The sequence below is a fragment of the Gibbsiella quercinecans genome (assembly GCF_002291425.1).
In the GTDB taxonomy this organism is placed as follows: Bacteria; Pseudomonadota; Gammaproteobacteria; order Enterobacterales; family Enterobacteriaceae; genus Gibbsiella; species Gibbsiella quercinecans.
This window is the reverse complement of sequence record NZ_CP014136.1, coordinates 1,097,558-1,114,285: the sequence shown is the minus strand read 5'-3', so window position 1 is coordinate 1,114,285 and position 16,728 is coordinate 1,097,558. Positions and strand designations below refer to the sequence as shown.

At 57.9% G+C, this 16,728-nt stretch carries 15 protein-coding genes; 9 read left to right on the top strand and 6 right to left on the bottom strand.

What is annotated here, in order from left to right:
* The first annotated feature begins 81 nt into the window (after positions 1–81).
* Positions 82–1,014 carry a LysR substrate-binding domain-containing protein gene (locus ACN28Q_RS05090; protein ID WP_095845346.1) on the top strand — a complete coding sequence of 311 codons (933 nt, stop codon included), beginning with the start codon at positions 82–84 and terminating at the stop codon, positions 1,012–1,014.
* 113 nt (positions 1,015–1,127) lie between these two features.
* Positions 1,128–3,425 carry a beta-glucosidase BglX gene (gene bglX, locus ACN28Q_RS05085; RefSeq protein WP_095845345.1) on the top strand — a complete coding sequence of 766 codons (2,298 nt, stop codon included), beginning with the start codon at positions 1,128–1,130 and terminating at the stop codon, positions 3,423–3,425.
* Positions 3,426–3,656: 231 nt separating this feature from the next.
* On the opposite strand, the gene ACN28Q_RS05080 is transcribed toward bglX, so the two are convergent.
* The 3 genes from ACN28Q_RS05080 to yajD all read right to left on the bottom strand — a co-directional run bounded on the left by ACN28Q_RS05080 (position 3,657) and on the right by yajD (position 5,235).
* The gene (locus tag ACN28Q_RS05080) at positions 3,657–3,956 is read right to left on the bottom strand and encodes a hypothetical protein (protein ID WP_095845344.1); all 300 of its coding nucleotides are present in this window, start codon (positions 3,954–3,956) and stop codon (positions 3,657–3,659) included.
* Positions 3,953–4,588 carry a division plane positioning ATPase MipZ gene (locus tag ACN28Q_RS05075; RefSeq protein WP_095845343.1) on the bottom strand — a complete coding sequence of 212 codons (636 nt, stop codon included), beginning with the start codon at positions 4,586–4,588 and terminating at the stop codon, positions 3,953–3,955. The genes ACN28Q_RS05080 and ACN28Q_RS05075 overlap by 4 nt, the downstream gene beginning before the upstream one ends.
* Positions 4,589–4,893: 305 nt before the next feature.
* The gene (yajD, locus tag ACN28Q_RS05070) at positions 4,894–5,235 is read right to left on the bottom strand and encodes an HNH nuclease YajD (protein ID WP_095845342.1); all 342 of its coding nucleotides are present in this window, start codon (positions 5,233–5,235) and stop codon (positions 4,894–4,896) included.
* A gap of 295 nt (positions 5,236–5,530) precedes the next feature.
* Between yajD and ACN28Q_RS05065 the strand changes: the two genes are divergently transcribed.
* Entirely contained in the window at positions 5,531–6,442 is a 912-nt protein-coding gene (locus ACN28Q_RS05065) for an EamA family transporter (protein ID WP_095845341.1), read from the top strand.
* A gap of 168 nt (positions 6,443–6,610) precedes the next feature.
* Here the strand turns inward: ACN28Q_RS05065 and ACN28Q_RS05060 are convergent, their stop codons facing one another.
* The 3 genes from ACN28Q_RS05060 to dapF all read right to left on the bottom strand — a co-directional run bounded on the left by ACN28Q_RS05060 (position 6,611) and on the right by dapF (position 10,108).
* Entirely contained in the window at positions 6,611–7,462 is an 852-nt protein-coding gene (locus ACN28Q_RS05060; RefSeq protein WP_095845340.1) for a PA4780 family RIO1-like protein kinase, read from the bottom strand.
* A 117-nt stretch (positions 7,463–7,579) separates the two neighbouring features.
* Positions 7,580–9,070, bottom strand: a complete 1,491-nt coding sequence (gene amyA / locus ACN28Q_RS05055; RefSeq protein WP_095845339.1) for an alpha-amylase — start codon at positions 9,068–9,070, stop codon at positions 7,580–7,582.
* Positions 9,071–9,232: 162 nt separating this feature from the next.
* Positions 9,233–10,108: a diaminopimelate epimerase gene (dapF, locus tag ACN28Q_RS05050; RefSeq protein ID WP_095848921.1), complete on the bottom strand. Its 876-nt coding sequence runs from the start codon at positions 10,106–10,108 to the stop codon at positions 9,233–9,235.
* 256 nt (positions 10,109–10,364) lie between these two features.
* Here dapF and ACN28Q_RS05045 point away from each other — a divergent pair, with 256 nt between their 5' ends.
* From ACN28Q_RS05045 to ACN28Q_RS05020, 6 genes are read left to right on the top strand one after another with little or no spacing between them, the layout of a single operon-like run.
* Positions 10,365–11,567 (top strand): SfnB family sulfur acquisition oxidoreductase, encoded by a 1,203-nt coding sequence (locus ACN28Q_RS05045; RefSeq protein ID WP_095845338.1) that lies wholly within the window; start codon positions 10,365–10,367, stop codon positions 11,565–11,567.
* 10 nt (positions 11,568–11,577) lie between these two features.
* Positions 11,578–12,783 carry an SfnB family sulfur acquisition oxidoreductase gene (locus ACN28Q_RS05040; RefSeq protein WP_095845337.1) on the top strand — a complete coding sequence of 402 codons (1,206 nt, stop codon included), beginning with the start codon at positions 11,578–11,580 and terminating at the stop codon, positions 12,781–12,783.
* Positions 12,780–14,165 (top strand): LLM class flavin-dependent oxidoreductase, encoded by a 1,386-nt coding sequence (locus tag ACN28Q_RS05035; RefSeq protein WP_095845336.1) that lies wholly within the window; start codon positions 12,780–12,782, stop codon positions 14,163–14,165. Before ACN28Q_RS05040 ends, ACN28Q_RS05035 begins: the two co-directional genes overlap by 4 nt.
* Positions 14,166–14,183: 18 nt before the next feature.
* A complete protein-coding gene (locus ACN28Q_RS05030) occupies positions 14,184–14,996 on the top strand; it encodes a MetQ/NlpA family ABC transporter substrate-binding protein (RefSeq protein ID WP_095845335.1) in 813 nt (270 codons plus the stop codon).
* A 2-nt stretch (positions 14,997–14,998) separates the two neighbouring features.
* The gene (locus tag ACN28Q_RS05025; protein ID WP_095845334.1) at positions 14,999–16,084 is read left to right on the top strand and encodes a methionine ABC transporter ATP-binding protein; all 1,086 of its coding nucleotides are present in this window, start codon (positions 14,999–15,001) and stop codon (positions 16,082–16,084) included.
* On the top strand, positions 16,068–16,718 hold the full coding sequence (locus ACN28Q_RS05020; RefSeq protein ID WP_095845333.1) for a methionine ABC transporter permease: 651 nt from the start codon (positions 16,068–16,070) through the stop codon (positions 16,716–16,718). The genes ACN28Q_RS05025 and ACN28Q_RS05020 overlap by 17 nt, the downstream gene beginning before the upstream one ends.
* Positions 16,719–16,728 lie beyond the last annotated feature (10 nt).

Sequence of the window (16,728 nt, the reverse complement as noted above, 5' to 3'; positions counted from 1 at the left end):
AGGCATCAGAAACCTTTGGGCTAACAAGGGAAACTTTGTCATACTTGCCATGCATTCAGATCATGGCTTACGGGAGCCGTTATGCAGTCATCACTGCCGTCGCTTGATGTATTGAAAACCTTCGTCGTGGTGGCGCAGCGGCTGAATTTTACCCATGCCGCCAACGCATTACACCTGACCCAGGGGGCCGTCAGCCGCCAGATTCTGGGCCTGGAGCGGCAGTTGGGCTATCCGCTGTTCAGCCGGCGCGCGCGCGGCCTGGCGCTCACGCCGCAAGGGGCGAAGCTGCTGGCGCCGGTACAACAGGCGCTGGGGCAACTGGAAGAAGCGCTGGTCAGCGTCAGCGCGCAGCCCGGTACTCTGCGTATTAAATGCCCGACCTGCGCCATGCGCTGGGTGTTGCCGCGTATTATTCGTTTGCAGAATGAACGGCCGGAAATGCACATCGAATTAACCGCTGCGGTTTCGCACGGGCTGGATTTCAGCACCGAGAGTTTTGACGCCGCGGTGGTGTTCGGGCCGCCGCCAGGCAAGCGGTTGGCGGCGCACCTGCTGTTTGACGAGGTGCTTACGCCGGTCTGCACGCCGTCTTATTTGGCCGATTTGGGCCGTGCTCCCACCCTGGAGGATTTGACGGGGAAAATCCTGTTGCACCCCACGCGCGATCGCCGTGACTGGCTGCGTTGGCTGAAGGCCGCCGGGCAAAAAGGGCCGCCGGCGGCCAAAGCACAGCATTTTGACACGCTTGATCTGGCGATGAGCGCTGCGCTGCAAGGGTTCGGCATCGCTATCGGCGATCCCTGCCTGTTGGAAGACGATCTTCAGGCCGGCCGCATCGTTACGCCATTTCCCGTTAGCGTGGTCAGTGGCGCCGCGTATTATCTGGTCTATCCTGAAAGAGCAGTGATGCCGGCCGCGCTGGCGGCATTGGTGGGGTGGTTGAGCCGCGAGGCGCAAAGCAGCCGTGAACGCCAGGCGCAATATCGCTCCGCTCACGCCGGTAATGCTTTGTAAATATTATTCCTACTAATTGTTTATGCTGCGAAAAGGCCTGTGGCAAACTATTTCTTCACGTCGATCAATCATTCTGTCCGCTGGTAGCGGCGGCAGTCGCCTGAGATAACAATATGAAATGGCTCTGTGTGGTGCGTGTGTTAGCCGGTCTGGCCATCAGCCCGGCATTTGCGCAAGGAACGGGCGCAACGCAAGGAATCAATGTTCAACAGCGTGATGCATTTATTGCCAAACTGATGGGGCAGATGACGCTTGAAGAGAAAATCGGCCAGTTGCGTTTAATCAGCGTGGGGCCGGATAACCCGAAAGAAGTGATTCGGGAAGGGATCCGCAAAGGGCAGATTGGCGCGATTTTCAATACGGTGACCCGGCCGGATATCCGGGTGATGCAGGATCAGGCGATGCAGCTCAGCCGTCTGAAAATTCCTCTTTTCTTTGCCTATGACGTTGTACACGGACAGCGAACCATCTTCCCGATAAGCCTAGGGCTGGCGGCCAGTTTTGATACGCAGGCTATCGCCCAGAGTGCCCGTATCGCCGCCATGGAAGCCAGCGATGACGGCCTGAACATGACGTTTGCGCCAATGGTGGATATCACGCGCGATCCGCGCTGGGGAAGGGTGTCGGAAGGCTTTGGCGAAGACACCTGGCTGGTGTCAAAGATTGCCCGGCTGATGGTGGATAATCTGCAAAATGGCGATCCGGCCAAACCGGGGGCGGTGATGGCCAGCGTCAAGCATTTTGCGCTGTACGGCGCTACGGAAGGTGGGCGTGATTACAACACCGTCGACATGAGCCCGCTGCGGATGTATCAGGACTATCTGCCGCCTTACCGGGCGGCGATCGATGCCGGCAGCGGCGGGGTGATGGTGTCGCTCAACTCGATTAACGGCATACCCGCCACCGCGAACCCGTGGCTGCTGAAGGATTTACTGCGCAACCAGTGGGGCTTCGGCGGGATCACCATCAGCGATCACGGCGCCATCAAAGAGCTGATCAAGCACGGCGTGGCGATGGATGCGCGTGATGCGGTGCGCCTGGCGATCACCTCCGGCGTGGATATGAGCATGAGCGATGAGTTCTACGATAAGTATCTGCCGGGGCTGGTGAAAGCGGGCCTGGTGAAGGAAAGCGATATCGATCGCGCCTGCCGCAATGTGCTGAACACCAAATATGCCATGGGGCTGTTTAATGATCCTTATGCGCATCTTGGCCCGGTCGGCAGCGATCCACAGGATACCAATGCGGAAAGCCGCCTGCACCGGGCCGAAGCCCGCGAAGTGGCGCGAACAACCATGGTGCTGTTGAAGAACGATCGCCAGACGCTGCCGCTGCGCAAACAGGGCACTATTGCCCTTATTGGGCCGTTGGCCGACAGCCAGCGTGACGTGATGGGCAGCTGGTCGGCCGCTGGAGTGGTCAAGCAGTCGATCACCCTGCGCGCCGGCTTGCAAAATGTGGTGGGTGATAAGGCAAAAATTCTGTATGCCAAAGGCGCGAATATTACTCAGGATAAAAGCATTATTGATTATCTGAACCTGTATGAGCCGGCGGTGGTGTTTGATGATCGCCCGCCGCAGCAGATGCTTGATGAAGCGCTGGCGGTAGCCCGGCAGGCCGATGTGATCGTGGCCGTCGTCGGGGAATCGCAGGGGATGGCGCATGAAGCATCCAGCCGTGCCGACATTACTATCCCGCAGAGCCAGCGCGATCTGATCGCCGCCCTGAAAGCCACCGGCAAGCCCCTGGTGCTGGTGCTGATGAATGGCCGCCCGTTGGCGCTAAGCTGGGAAAGCCAACAGGCCGATGCGATGTTGGAAACCTGGTTCAGCGGCACGGAGGGGGGCAATGCGATAGCCGATGTGCTGTTCGGCGATTATAACCCTTCGGGCAAGCTGCCGATGACTTTCCCGCGTTCCGTCGGGCAGATCCCGATGTATTACAACCATCTGAATACCGGCCGGCCATTTAACCCTGATAAGCCGAACAAGTACACTTCGCGCTACTTTGATTCGCCGAATGGGCCGCTGTATCCGTTCGGCTATGGCTTGAGCTATACCACCTTCAGCCTGACGGATCTGAAGTTGTCTGGCTCGCAGATGGCGCGTAACGGCAAAATCACCGCCAGCGTAACGCTGAAAAACACCGGTAAGTATGACGGCGCTACGATCGTGCAGCTGTATGTGCAGGATGTCGCCGCATCGGTCAGCCGCCCAGTGAAGGAACTGCGCAATTTTAAAAAGGTGATGTTGAAGGCCGGTGAGACGCAGCGGGTTGAATTGCCCATCACCGAAGACGATCTCAAGTTTTATAATGCCAGCCTGAAGTGGGGCGCCGAGCCAGGTCAGTTTACTGTGTTTGTGGGCCTGGATTCCGATAATCTGTTGCAGCAGAGTTTTAGCCTGCAATAAGCTTTGCTCTTTTCCCTCACCCTAACCCTCTCCCAGCGGGAGAGGGGATAGCCCGGTGTTGGATGTAGCTCTGGTTAACGGATAAGAAAATCCTGGTGCTGGATACGGCTTTGGTGAATGGAAAAGGAGCCTACTAACGGGCACTATCTGCTCCCTCTCCCTGGGGGAGAGGGTTGGGGTGAGGGGCCGTACAGCATAGCTATTAGCTTACTTAGCTAATAGCTTAATAAGTTAACTGCGTGCTTTCAGCAATGCCAACAGCTGTGCTTCGTTGTTGCCCGCCAGACCGTCAATCGCCAGCTTAATCACGTCAGAACGGGTAATGCGCACAATACCGTTGCGCGCCGCCAGCACGATAATTTCGTCAATCATCTCAACATGGCTGTCGGTCAGGCTAACCGAGATGGCTTTATAAGTGCGTTTGCGCCCTTGCGGTTTGCTTTCAACCGCAGGAACCGCCAGCGTATGGGATGTGGCGCTATTGATAAACTCATCTTCCGTCATTCGCTGGGTTGGCGTGCGTTTTTTCATAAGATGACTTCCTTGACCAGGCTTTCAATCTCATTTTGCGCTTTTTCATTATTGGCTTCGTGAATAGTGATCGCTTCGCCCCAGGCATCGCGGTAGATTTTGCGATCGCACAGGCGGTTGTTCACCAGCGTAAACTCCGGGTATTCGCTTAACACTTCCGCCGCTTCATTGGCTTCATTGATGAAGATGTTGGTCGGGCACATGTTCAACACAATGTAGCCTTTCACCTTTTCATTATATTCCTGCGCGGTAGAGAACATTTCCGAAAGGTAGCCGATGGTATCCAGATCCATCTGCGAAGGGCGCAGCGGGGAGAGGAACAAATCGGCCGCCAACAGGCCGGAACGCAATTCGGCGCTGTCCCGCCCGGCGGTATCGACAATCACATAGTCGTAATGGCGATCCAATTCCAGCAGCGTTTCTTTGATCTTTCCTGAAGCGGCAACGACAGGGATGTGCGGCAGGCCGCCAACGTTTTGCCGATCGTTGTACCAGGTCATGATCGATTTCTGGTCGTCGGCATCAACGATGATCGCCGTTTTGCCCTGCTTGAGAATTAAGTAACCGGCAATATTTACTGCCTTTGTCGATTTCCCGACGCCGCCCTTTTGGGAGCCAATCAAAACAATCATACTGCCATCTCTTAAATTATTAAGCTGATAACTTATTAAGTTAGTTGCTTGATAGGTTGATAATTAAACAGGCTAATAAGCGCTACCTTTAACAATATGCCTTAACGATTGGCGCTTGCCAAGCTGCGATTTTATTGGCCTGAGCCGATATTTTGCTGGCAAAGTGCCCTGCGGGTAAGTAGGAATGTTCCGGGAAAACAGAAGTGATAAGTTATTGGCTTATTAAGCTAGTAACTTATTGGGTTGGTAACTTATTGCCGGTGCGGTTGCAACCGGCAATCACGCCGGGCGGCATTTCGCCGGCGTTATTTTTTCATCATGGCTTTCAGGTTGGCGAATGGGTTGTGCGTGGCCACGCCCACGTCTTTTTGCGCATCTTCCCCGGCCACGACCGTTGTGCCGTATAAATCCGCCTGCGTATATTTTTCATGTTCGTGGTCATGGCAATACAGACACAGCATTTCCCAGTTACTGCCGTCTTCCGGATTATTACTGTGATCGTGATCGATGTGGTGCACCGTCAGTTCACGCAGGTTGGAGTAAACAAACTCGCGTGAACAGCGCCCACACACCCAGGGGAACAGTTTCAGCGCTTTTTCGCGGTAGCCCATTTCCAGCTTCGCGTAGTTTTTCGGGATATATGCCATAGCGGATCCATTGGTTGAATATGTTGGTCATCCTTCAAGCCGTGTGTGCACTGGTTTTCCTGCCACCCTAATCAGGCAGAGTGACAATCAGGGGAAAGCCGGCCGGTGCGCCTTGAAGGCGTGGGGCTGAGTAAACCTCTGGCTAACATAATACCATAATGCGCCTGCGGGATAGCGCGGGTGCGTTTTGCCTACAGCCTGTGTTGCTGAAGATTGCACAGATCTGTATGTATTGCCCCACGGCATTTCACTGTAGTCTGCGATGAGGTGTGTTAATCAGGAATGGTGGGGGAACATGACGTTACGCGATCGGTTGCTGGCGCTGTTGGTTGTGGTTATCTGGGGCATGAATTTTGTCGTAATCAAATACGGGCTACAGGGTGTGCCGCCGTTTCTGCTGGCCGGTCTACGTTTTTTGCTGGTAGGGGTACCGGCAATCTTCTTTATTCCTCGCCCCAAATTGCCTTGGACGTGGCTGGTTTATTATGGCCTTACCATGAGCTTTGGTCAGTTCGCCCTCCTGTTTCTTGCGATTAAGCTGGGGATGCCGGCCGGGTTGGCTTCGCTGGTGATCCAGGCCCAGGTGTTCTTTACCCTGCTGCTGGGGATGGTGCTGATGGGGGATAAACTGCGTGCCAATCACCTGGCCGGTATCGCTGTTGCCTGTGCGGGGATGCTATTGCTGGCCCTCGCTAGCCTGCGCCACCAACTGGGCGGCAGCGCCGTGCCGCTGGCCGGCTTGTTGCTGACGCTTGGCGCCGCGTTTTCCTGGGCGCTGGGCAATATGGCCAACAAAAAAATTATGGCGACGTTTCCGCAACAGGGGATCCTGCCGTTGGTGGTATGGAGTGCCTTGATCCCGGTGTTACCGTTTTTGGCATGCAGTTGGCTATTTGACGATCGCTTGCAGGTTGTCGCCAGCTTGGTTCACCCGCAGTTAAGCAGTGTATTGGTGGTGCTGTATCTGGCCTTTGCCGCCACACTGTTCGGCTATTCAGTGTGGGGCAGTCTGTTGGCGCGCTACGAAACCTGGCGTGTGGCGCCGCTGGCACTGTTGGTGCCGTTGGTCGGGTTGATTGGCGCCTGGGCTATTGTGGGGGAAGCATTGTCGGCGCTACAGACCGCCGGCGCGCTGCTGGTGCTGTGCGGCATGGCGGTCAATATGTTTGGGCTGCCACGCTGGCGCCAATTAGGGAAGCGAACCTGATAATGAATTTATCGGCCATGTATTCTGGTTCTGGTCGATTGAAATTGTGCGCCGTGATTTGCGTAACCGTATTACTAAACAGCCGGATGTTTCGTTAGCGTAACCGCTTACTGACATACTTATATAAAATACCCTATGTAAAGACAGGGTATTTTTTTATCTGGAGCCTTACTGATTATTTTCTTGCCGGGCCAGTTGCTGCCGTTGGTGCTCATCGTGGGCGGCCTGAATTTCTTCCAGTACGGCGCCAATATCGGCGCGCTTATTGTCCTCGGCCACGTAGCCGCTCAGTTCACTCTCCGGCGTCAGGTTGCCTTCCTGATATAACGCCCAAATTTCCTTGGCGTACTGGCTGCCAAGCAGCTGCGGCGCAAATTGGCCGTAATATTGCGTCATATTATTAATGTCGCGTTCGAACATGCTTTTGGCATGGTTGTTGGCCGCTGCATCGACCACCTGCGGCAAGTCGATAATCACCGGGCCGTCTTTATCCATCAATACGTTGAATTCCGACAGGTCGCCGTGAACCAGCCCGGCGCACAGCATGCGGACGGCGTAGTTCATCATCAACGCGTGATCGGCCAGCGCCTGCTGCGGCTCCAGCGTAATATCGCTCAGGCGCGGCGCCACCATGCCTTCTTCGTCGGTGATCAGCTCCATCAGCAGCACGCCGTCCAGGCAAATATCCGGCTGCGGCACGCGCACGCCTGCTTTCGCCAGCAGATAGAGTGCGTCTACTTCTGTGTTTTGCCAGGCTTCTTCAAGCTGCTGGCGGCCAAAGCGCGAGCCTTTGCTCATGGCGCGCGCGTTGCGGCTGTTGCGCACCTTGCGGCCTTCCTGGTAGTTCACGGCCTGCTTGAAATTGCGTTTTTCTGCTTCTTTGTACACTTTGGCGCAGCGGATCTCATCGCCACAGCGCACGATAAACACATCGGCCTCTTTGCCGCTTTTCAAGCGGCGGATGACGTCATCAATTAAACCATCATCAACCAATGGCTGGAGTCGTTTTGGTATTTTCATGCAGCCTTGTACCCTATTTAGGCTCCGGTGTGAATGGGTTACTGCTGTCAACAGCGTGATTTAGACCGGAAAGCGCCAAAGTAGTTTCCCACCGTTACCAGTCTGTACACGCCAGCATTACAAATTTTCGGCCAAAATCCAAACGCTAACGCTGCCGCCGTTAACCGTGAACGTAGCATTGCCGTGCTCGTCAGTCACGATCTCCTCTTCACGATGGCCGAGAAAATCACGCCAGGTTGTGTTGGCGAGGGCTTCGCCCAGGCCGACGGTTTTCCTGCTTTCTGCGCCATTGGTCAGCACCACCACACAGCCCGGGGCTTCCGCGGTGCCGCTGCGGCTGAAGGCGATACAGTGCTTATCGTCGAAATAATCGGTTTGTGCGCCGTTGCTAAAGCGCTGGCGCGCGGCAATCAACTGCGCCAGCTCGGGAATAACCGGCAGGTCTATCTGGTACTCACCGCCGTCGTCCCCTTGGTCCTCATAGCTGGCACCGTACAAATCGGGATAGAACACGCAGGGCACGCCTTGTTCACGCAGCAGCACCAGCGCATAGGCCAGCGGTTTGAACCACGGGGCTACCGGCGCCTCCAGGGACTGGAGCGGTTGGGTATCGTGGTTGGCGACAAAGGTGACGGCGTGGGCGGGATCGTTGGCGACCAGGGTATCGGCGAAGATGTTCGCCATATCAAACTCATCGCCCTGCTGCGACGCCAGGTGGAATTTCAGGTGCAGCCCCACATCGAACAGCATGATTTGGCCTTCCACCAGATCGATATATTGTTGCAGCGCATCCAGATCGGGCGACCAATACTCCGCCACGATGAACAGATCGCGTTCGGCAGCGGCGCGCACGTGCTCCGCCCAGTCATTGAAAAACCAGGCGGGGATATGCTTGACGGCGTCCAGCCGGAAGCCATCGCACGGCAGCGTTTCCATCAGCCAGCGTCCCCAGTATTTCAACTCTTCCACCACGGCGCTATTGCGGAACTCCACGTCGGCGCCCATCAGGTAGTCGAAATTGCCTTTTTCGTCGTCAACCTGCTCGTTCCAGCCCTCGTCGCCGTAGTCGTTGGCGATCTTGAAAATGCCTTTTTCATCCGGCTGCTCAATATAATCAACGCCGCTGAAGCATTTATAATCCCAGATGAATTTTGAATACTGCCCCTGGCGCCCCGGAAAGGTAAAGCGGGTATAGGCCAGCGCATCCAGCCCTTCATCATCGATATTATTGCGATCGTTCGCGTCCACCCGGTAAACGTGTACCTGCTCTTTTTCGTCGGCGCCGATTTTATGGTTGAACACCACGTCATAGATCACGCGCAGGCCGTTATCGCGCAACGCCGCCGTGGCGTTGAGCAGGGCCTCCTTGTCGCCATATTTGGTGGCCGTGCTGCCTTTCTGGTCAAACTCCCCCAGATCAAACAGGTCATAGGTATCGTAGCCCACCGAGTAGCCGCCGCTCGCCCCTTTATAAACCGGCGGCAGCCAAACATCGGTAATGCCGAGTTCGGCTATTTGCGCCGCACGCTCGGCCGCCTCGTGCCAAAGTTTGCCGCCGTCGGGGTAATACCAATGGAAAAATTGCAGCAGGGTGGTTTTTTGCGTCATGAGACAATATCCCGGTTGGTGAAAGGGGGCTAGCCGGCCTTTAGCCGGCGCCGGATAGGCGATTGCCAGCGGTGCGCTTGTGCCGGCGGGGCAAGTGCAACCGGATAGGGAAGGGGGCGCAGCCTGTTTTAATCATGATCCAATTTTGTCAAAAGGGAAATGTCAGGCGTGAAAAGGCGCTGGATAGAGCGCCAGCAGGCCGGGGAGCAGGCAGTCCGGATCGAGCGTAACGGTGGCAATTTTATGCACAGGGCCGCGCATGGTTACCAGGAAGCCCGCGCTAAAACTAATCTGTAGCTCGCCGCCGGGCATCTGCACCACCACCTGATCATCCACCAGCCCGAGCTTACGCATCACGCTGGCGGCGGCGCAACTGCTGCTGCCGGAAGCCAGCGTAAACCCGGCGCCCCGTTCCCAAATACCGATGCGGATCGTGTGGCGATCGACCACTTCCACCAATTGCACGTTGGTGCGTTTAGGGAATAACGGATGATGTTCGATTTGCGGCCCCAGTTGGCGCACCTGGGCCAGATCCAGCTTATCTACCCGTACCACGCAGTGCGGGTTGCCCATCGACACCAGCGAAACCTTAATGGGGCCGCCGGCCAGTGGCAACGGATAATCCAGCGCTTCAGGGCTTTCGATCAGCGCTGGCAGCGCCGCTGGGTTAAAGTTGGCATGGCCCATTTCCACGGTGATCTGATGCTTGTCTTGCCCAACCTGGCAATGCACATCGCCGCCGGCGGTGTGCACCAGAAAAGGCGGGTGGCCAACGCGGCCGCAATCAAATAAATAGCGGGCATAAATCCGCAGGCCGTTGCCGCTTTTTTCCGCCTCGGAGCCATCTGGGTTGATGATGCGTAGGGTTGGGGCACTGGCGTCGCCGCTGTCGATTAACAGCCCGTCGGCGCCGATGCCGTAATGGCGGTGGCACAGAATGCGGATTTGTTCTTTATCCAGTTGGTCTGCCACCGAACGATGGCAGACCAGATAATCGTTGCCAAGCCCGTGATATTTGCTAAAAACGAGGGAAGTCATGATAAAAAACGCCATACGGTTAACAAAGATACAGTATACCCCATGCGGGGCTGGGCTTAGTAAAGCAAATAGACAATGCTGCCAGCTATATTAAATAATTCGCTAACCTTTGCCATTATTCTAATAATGACTTCCCTTTACTTCTGGTTGGGCCGGTTATTATTATCGACTCAATAACATATATTTCACCTTTTAATGAATTACTGCCCTTAGCGGTAATTCTCGTAATGCTTCTACCCTAATCAGAGGAATAATCATGCCTGAGCATGGTGATGCTGCTATTGCCCGCGTTATCACAAACGAACAGGAGGCGCTGCAGGCCGCGCAGGCGGTTGCCCAGGCGGCACGCAAAGAGGCAGTGCTGCGCGATCGTGAGCGCATTTACCCGGCGGAGCTGCTGGCCCTTTTCACCTTTAGCGGGCTGGGATCTATTTCCGTGCCGCGCAAATGGGGCGGCGGCGGTTTGCCTTATACCACGATAGCTGAAGTTTTCCGTTTAATTTCCGCCGTCGATCCGGCCCTTGGCCAAATACCGCAAAATCATTTCGGCATTATTCAATTTATTCTTGATGAAGGCACGGTAGAACAACAACGTTATCTGTTTGAACGCATTGTCGCCGGGCAGCGTTTAGGCAACGGCGGGCCGGAAAAAAACACCCGCCATACGCGGGAAGTGCAAGCGCGTTTGCGGCAAACGCCGCAGGGGCTGCAACTGACCGGCGATAAGTTTTATTCCACCGGGGCGCTGTTCGCCGATATCGTGGTGACCACGGCATTAAACAATGCCGGCCAGGCGGTGATGGCGTTTATTCCGCGCCCGGCGCCGGGGCTGGAGATTATTGATGATTGGTCCGGCATGGGGCAGCGCACCACGGCCAGCGGCACCGTGCGCCTGCGTGATACGCCGGTGGATCCGGCGTTGGTGATTCCGCAGCCGGATACTGAAAAGCCCTCCCTGCGCGGGCCGGTATCGCAGTTGATCCAGGCCGCGATTGACGCCGGAATTGCGCAGGGCGCGTTGGACGAAGCCTGCGAATTTGTGCGTGCCCGTTCGCGCCCCTGGGTGGATGCGGGGGTAAGCAGCAACGCGGAAGATCCCTACCTGGTGGCGGATATCGGCCGGGTGAGTATGGAATTGACCGCGGCGAATGCGCTGTTGCAGCGCGCCGCGCGCCTGCTGGACGCGCTCGATCCGGCCAACCTGACGGCGGCCGATGCGGCCAGAGCGTCAATCGCCGTTGCCGAAGCCAAAGTGTTGACCACCGAGGTGGCCTTGCTGGCAAGCGAAAAACTGCTGGAGTGGGCCGGCAGCCGCGGCACCCTGCTGGAACATGGGCTCGATCGCCACTGGCGCAATGCCCGCACCCACACCCTGCACGATCCGGTGCGCTGGAAAAACCATGCCATCGGCAACTATTACCTGAATGGGCAGTTCCCGGTGCGCCACGCCTGGATTTAAGGAGATTGCGATGACATATCAACCTGATACCGGCGAACAGGCAACGCGGATCGACAGCGCGGAAGCGGCGCACCAGGTGGCCGGGCAACTGGCGCAGCAGTTTCGCCGCGGCGCGGGCGAGCGCGATCGCCAACGGCAGCTGCCGGTTGATGAACTGCGCGCCCTGTTCCGCTCTGGGCTTGGCGCGGTGACCGTGCCGCGGGCCTATGGCGGGATAGCTTTGCCGACCGCAGAGCTGGCGAAGCTGATGACCACCCTGAGCGAAGCGGATGCTTCGATCGGCCAGATACCGCAAAACCATTTTTATGCGCTGGAGGTGCTGCGGGTTAACGGCAGCGAAGCGCAAAAACAGCGGCTGTACGCCGAAGTGCTGGCCGGGGCGCATTTCGGCAATGCGTTGGCAGAGTTTCAGGCGCCAGCGGCGCACCAACGCACCACGCGTGTCTACCGCCAACAGGGGAACTGGTTGCTGGAGGGACGCAAATTTTACGCCACCGGCGCGCTGTTTGCCGATCGCATTCCTACCGCCGCCTACAACGAGCAGGGGAGTGAACAACTGGTGTTCGTGCCGCGCCGGGCGGCCGGCGTGCAGGTGATCGACGATTGGTCGGGCTTTGGCCAGCGAACCACCGGCAGCGGCACGGTCATTTTTGAACGTTGCAACGTGGACGAGCAGGATATCGTGCCGTTCCAGGCGGCGTTTGATCGCCCGACGGCCGTTGGCCCGTTCGCCCAGATCCTGCATGCGGCGATTGATCAAGGGATCGCCCGGGCCGCGTTCCAGGATCTGCTGGCGTTCGTGCGCGAGCGCTCGCGGCCATGGCCGGATGCCGGGGTGGAAAAAGCCGGCGACGATCCGCTGACGCTGGATCGCCTCGGCCGGTTGGCGGCGCGCTTGCAGGCCGGCGAAGCGTTGCTGGCGCTGGCGGGCGACGCGGTAGATGCCGCGCAGCAGCACAGCGATGCCGAAACGGTGGCGGTGGCCTCTGTTGAGGTTGCCAAAGCCCGCGCCTGGACCACGGAGCTCTCCCTGGCGGCGGCGAATTTGCTGTTCGAACTGTCCGGTTCGCGCGCCACGCTGCAGGAATACCAGTTGGATCGCCACTGGCGCAATGCCCGCACCCACACGCTGCACGATCCGGTACGCTGGAAGTTCCCGGCGATCGGCAATTACGTGCTCAACGGCGTGCTGCCCGCGCGGCGGGGGACGCTATGAGCCCAAGCGCGAACAAAGAAATCCTGCTCAATGCGTTCAACATGAACTGCGTAGGGCATATCCACCACGGCATGTGGACGCATCCGCAGGACCGCTCGGTGGAGTTCAATCGCCTGGAGTATTGGCTCGATCTGGCCCGCCTGCTGGAGCGCGGGCTGTTCGACGGCCTGTTTATCGCCGATATTTTGGGGGTGTATGACGTTTATCAAAACGGCATTGATCTGACCGCGCGCGAAGCCATTCAACTGCCGGTTAACGATCCGCTGTTGCTGGTATCGGCGATGGCGAGCGTGACGCAGCACCTGGGCTTTGGCTTAACGGCCAACGTCAGCTATGAATCGCCGTATTTATTCGCGCGCCGCTTTTCCACCCTGGATCATCTTAGCCAGGGGCGGGTAGGGTGGAACATCGTAACCGGCTATCTGGACAGCGCGGCGCGGGCCATGGGCCAGCAACAGTTGGTGGCCCACGATCGCCGCTACGATCAGGCCGATGAGTTCCTGGACGTGGCGTATCAACTGTGGGAAGGCAGTTGGCAGGATGATGCGGTGCTGGCCGACAAGCAGCGGCGTATCTATGCCGCCGCCGATAAAATTCATCAAATCCGCCACCGCGGGGAATTTTACCAGGTGGAGGGCTACCACCTGTCTTCACCTTCGCCGCAGCGCACGCCGCTGCTGTTCCAGGCCGGCGCTTCGGCGCGCGGCATCCGTTTTGCCGCCCGTCATGCGGAATGCACCTTTGTTAACGGCGCCACGCCGGCGGCCATGAAGGCGCAGGTCGATAAGCTGCGGGCCGCCGTGGTCGAGGCCGGGCGGGCGGCGGAAGATCTGAAAATCTTCATGGGCATCAGCGTGATCGTCGCCCCCACGGCGCGCGAGGCGCAGGAAAAGCATCAGGAATATCTGCGCTACGCCAGCCCGGAAGCGGGGCTGGCGCACTTTTCCAGCTCGACCGGCATTGATTTTTCCCGTTTTGCCCTCGATGAGCCGGTTGCCGGCGGGCCAACACGGGCGATCGAATCGGTATCCAACACTTACAGCGGCTGGACCAAAAGACGGCTGCTGGAACAGCATGCGCTGGGTGGGCGTTACCCGCTGATCGTCGGCGATCCGCAGCAGGTGGCGGATCACCTGCTGCTATGGGTGGACCAGGCCGGGATTGATGGCTTCAACCTGACGCGCATTGTTAATCCGCAAAGCTATACCGATTTTATCGATCTGGTGATCCCTGAACTGCAGGCCCGCGGCCGTTATAAAACCGCCTATGCCGCCGGCTCGTTCAGGAAAAAACTTTTTCAGCAGCAGGATTGCCTGCCGACAAGCCACCCTGCTGCCCGTTGGCGTACACCGGCCGCGGCCGGCGATCGCATTATTGCCTAACCTCCTGGAGCTTTTACCATGTCATTTTCCTTATTCCGTGCGCGCCATGTCCTGTTTGCCGCCCTATTGGGCATCGCCCACGCCGCTGTGGCGGCCGATTACAGCGGGCCGTTGAAAGTGGGCACCACCGCGGCGTTTGCCCCGCCGCTGGAAACCGCCGTCGAAGAAGCCAAAAAGCAGGGGCTGAATGTTGAACTGATCGAATTCAGCGATTGGATCGCCCCTAACGTCAGCCTGGAAAACGGTGATATTGACGTAAACCTGTTCCAGCACCGGCCATTTTTGGATAACGCCAACCAAGAAAGCGGCTTCCATCTGGTGGCTTACGCGCCGGCCATCATTAACAACGTCGGGCTTTACTCGAAAAAGCACAGCAAGCTGGATCAGATCCCGCAAGGCGGCACGGTAGCGATCGCCAACGATCCGATCAACGGCGGGCGCGGGCTGTTGCTGCTGCAAAAAGCCGGGCTGATCAAATTGAAACCGGGCAGCGGCATCAAATCCACCCAGAGCGATATTGTTGAAAACCCGAAAAAGCTCAAGATCATCGAAGTGGAAGCGGTGCAGCTTTCGCGCTCGCTGGATGAAGTGGATCTGGCGCAGGGCTACCCACATTACCTGCGCTTGTCCGGGGCGATTGATCCCAACAACGCGCTGTTGTTCGACGGGCTGGAAAACCCGGAATACGTGATCCAGTTTGTGATCCGCGATGGCCACCAGGACGATCCGCGGCTGCGCAAGTTTGTCGATATCTACCAGCATTCACCCGTGGTGCGCGCCAAGCTGGATAGCTTCTACGGCAAACTTTATCAACCCGGTTGGAGCCAGTAGCCATGAGCAGTTTGGTGATGCCGGAAAACGCCGCTGAATGGGCCGAAGCGTCAACCCGCCGGCCGGGTGACTGGCATGTGAAGCTGTCTGCGGTGGTGAAACGTTACCCCGGGCAACAAACGGATGCGCTGAAAAATATCCATTTGCAGGTTCGGCGCGGGGAGATCTTCGGCATCATAGGCCGCAGCGGGGCGGGCAAATCGACGTTGATTCGCCTGCTTAACCGCCTGGAAGAGCCCACGGCGGGCCAGGTGGTGATCGACGGCGTGGATCTGGGGTCGTTGACGCACGCGCAGCTGGTGGCCTGGCGCCGGCGCACCGGCATGATTTTCCAGCATTTCAATTTGCTTTCGGCCAAAACCGTGCGGGAAAACATTGAATTGCCGATGCGCGTTGCCGGCGTGCCCGCCGCCGTGCGGCGGCAGAAAACCGACACGCTGCTGGCGCTGGTGGGGCTGGAAGCGCGGCAACACGCCTACCCGGCGCAGCTTTCCGGCGGGCAGAAGCAGCGCGTCGGTATTGCCCGGGCGCTGGTGCACGATCCGGAACTGCTGCTGTGCGATGAAGCCACGTCGGCGTTGGATCCTGAAACCACCCGCTCGATCTTGGCGCTGCTGCGAAAAATCAACCGTGAACTGCATATTACGATCGTGCTGATCACCCATGAAATGGATGTGATCCACGATCTTTGCCAGCGCGTCGCGGTGATTGAGCGCGGTGAGATCGTCGAAAGCGGGCCGGTTTGGCAGGTGTACGGCAATCCGCAGCAGGAAACCACGCGTATCCTGTTGGCCCCCGATCGCGATGCCTTGCCGGAAGATCTGCAACGGCGGCTGCGGCCGGAACCTGCCGCCGGCTATGGCCCGCTTATCCGCCTGCGCTATAACGGCAGCGGCGCAATGCCGCAGCTCAATCATCTGATAGCAGCATTCGGCAGCGATATTACGCTGCTGCAAAGTTCGCTGGAAAACGTACAGGGTAAAAACATCGGCCAGCTTTTACTGCGGGTGGCGCAGCCGTTGCCGCAGCCATTGCCCGCCGGGCTTGCCGATCACGTGGAGATCCTCGGTTATGTCGCTGCTTCTTGATCGCCTGTGGGCGGGGTTGGTTGAAACGCTGATGATGGTGGGGGTGTCCTCGCTGTTGGCGTTGATCATGGGGCTGCCGTTAGCGGTGATCCTGGTGGTGACCGATCGCGGCTCGCTGTATCCCAGCCGGTTGCTTAACCGCGTGCTGGGCTGGCTGGTGAACTTGTTCCGCTCGATCCCGTTTCTGATCCTGATGGTCGCTTTGATCCCGTTTACCCGCATGATTGTCGGCACGTCGTATGGCGTGTGGGCGGCAACGGTGCCGCTGACGCTGGCGGCGATGCCGTTCTTTGCCCGCATCGCGGAAGTCAGCCTGCGTGAAGTGGATGATGGCCTGATTGAAGCGGCGCAGGCGATGGGGTTTAACCGTTGGCACATCGTCTGGCACGTTTTGCTGCCGGAGGCGCGGCCGGGCATTGTCAGCGGCTTTACCATCACGCTGGTGACGATGATCAACGCCTCGGCGATGGCCGGCGCCATCGGCGCCGGTGGGTTGGGGGATTTGGCCTATCGTTATGGCTACCAGCGCTTTGATACCCAGGTGATGTTGACGGTTATCGTGGTGCTGGTGGCGTTAGTCACACTGCTGCAGTTCTTCGGCGATCGCTTGTCGCGCCGGCTGAATCACCGCTGAAATCTATCGG